The following is a 1,825-nucleotide window of genomic DNA, read 5'->3' as shown; positions in this document are numbered from 1 at the left end:
TCATGGCTTTGCGGGATATACAGGATGAAATACTCTGGTGTGCCATCGCTTCGCCAGGTTCAATTCCAAAGAAATTAAGGGCAATGCGAGAACGAGTGAAACGTTATATTCTTCCAGAAAAAAGAAAACGGCCCAAAAGTAGGACCGTTCGAATTTCAAAAACTCGGTACACCATTAAGTCAAAGCATGCTTAACTGAATGGTGTTAGCTAATTAGCAGCTCTTTTTGTATTTTAAATTAACCAGGACTCAGTTAATTAGTTGCTTGCGCTGTTGGTTGCTGTTTGTTTAGTTGTAAGTAACTTAATAGCCACATACCCAAACCACCTAAAAACAATGCAGCTGCTACGTAACCTGTTTGATTAGGTGCGGCACCTTGCGCTATTGCAATTCCGCCAACCCAAGGGCCTATAGCATTGGCTGTATTAAATGCGCACTGTACTAAGGCACCAATCATAGCGTGGCCTTCGGGCGCAACGTCCATTAAAAGCGTTTGAATCAGCGTAGCCAAGCCCACACTGCAACCAATAAAGAAGATCACCGCGTAAAGAGCCCAAATATTATGGCTTGCCGTTACATATGCAAAGGCAAATACAATAGTACATACAAGCGCAAGGCCAGTCGTTTTAATTGCTGATTTATCGGCAGCTTTACCCAGTACATAGTTACCGAGTGTACAACCGATACCAAACATTACCATTGCGATAGAAATAGTATACGGGGCTGTTTTTGTTACCACTAATATGGTGTCGGCAATGTAAGTATAAATACAAAACACTCCGCCAAAGCCAATAATTACAATACCCAAAATGGACCAAACCAGTTTATTTTTAAGTACGCCAAACTCGTTTAGTAAGTTAGAAGGCTTAGCGTTATCGATATTAGGCACTACTTTATAAACAAAAACAAAAGCAATAAAGGCCAGTACTGCAGCGCCAGCTAAACAATAACGCCAACTTAAATTTTGACCTACAAGTGTAACTATAGGCACGCCAACAATAGTAGCCACAGTTAAACCCATAAACACCTTAGACATAAAGCTAGCACGCTTACCTTTTGGGGCAATATCTGATGCTAATAAAATAGCAGCACCAAAATATGCACCATGAGGTAAGCCACTTAAAAATCTAAATATTACAAGCTGCTCAAGCGATGTTGCCATCGCGCTTAACCCGTTTGAGATAAACATTAAGCTTATAAAAATGAGCAATGCTTTACGCTTTCTCATATTAGCTGTAGTGAGCATTAAAATAGGGGCGCCAACTACAACACCAATGGCATAAGCACTAATTGCGTAACCACTTTGTGAGGGCGTTGAGCCAAATGTTTCGCTAATTAGTGGCAGCATAGGCATCATCGAAAACTCAGATAATCCTAAAATAAATGTGCCAAGTGCTAATACGAGTAAAATAGCGGTTCTGTTAAGTTGACTAGATGCCGACGTTACATCTGATGTCATAGATGATCCCTTAAGATTTAATTTTAAAAGTGAAACAGCGCAATAAATTCTGAATAGAAAATATTATATGTATGCTTAAATTTTGGTGTGAGAGGGTAGTCTGTGAAAGTGCTATTTTAAGTTAAAAAAAGTACAGAGTCATGCATAAATTAGGGCGTGTTGATCTTTGTGGTATGAAAAACAAACAGCATGAAGATAAGGTATAATTGAATTCGCCAGAAAACTTTACACCGAACCTATATGCCAAGATTAATGTTAACAGACGGGACATGGAATGTCTTATCAAAAGTAATGTACTTAAGTGGTCGAATTTATAATAAGCCCGACCATAGAAAAACGCTCGAAGGCATACTGTATAAGATGCGCA

The 1,825-nt window shown here is 39.2% G+C and carries 1 protein-coding gene and 2 pseudogenes; 2 read left to right on the top strand and 1 reads right to left on the bottom strand.

The genetic code is table 11. The annotated features are described in order from the left end of the window. Window positions 1-194: pseudogene (locus QL998_RS20550) on the top strand (IS4 family transposase); the annotation flags it as partial. Between the two features lie 58 nt (window positions 195-252). Here QL998_RS20550 and QL998_RS20545 read toward each other — a convergent pair. Further along, window positions 253-1,458 (bottom strand): MFS transporter, encoded by a 1,206-nt coding sequence (locus tag QL998_RS20545; protein WP_154903362.1) that lies wholly within the window; start codon window positions 1,456-1,458, stop codon window positions 253-255. A 240-nt stretch (window positions 1,459-1,698) separates the two neighbouring features. Between QL998_RS20545 and QL998_RS20540 the strand changes: the two are divergent. Further along, window positions 1,699-1,825, top strand: a pseudogene (locus tag QL998_RS20540) (IS5/IS1182 family transposase); the annotation flags it as partial.

Source organism: Pseudoalteromonas sp. APC 3691, from assembly GCF_030408135.1.
Taxonomy (GTDB): domain Bacteria; phylum Pseudomonadota; class Gammaproteobacteria; order Enterobacterales; family Alteromonadaceae; genus Pseudoalteromonas.
Note: the sequence above shows the minus strand (reverse complement) of the source record. Positions and strands in the feature narration are given on the sequence as shown.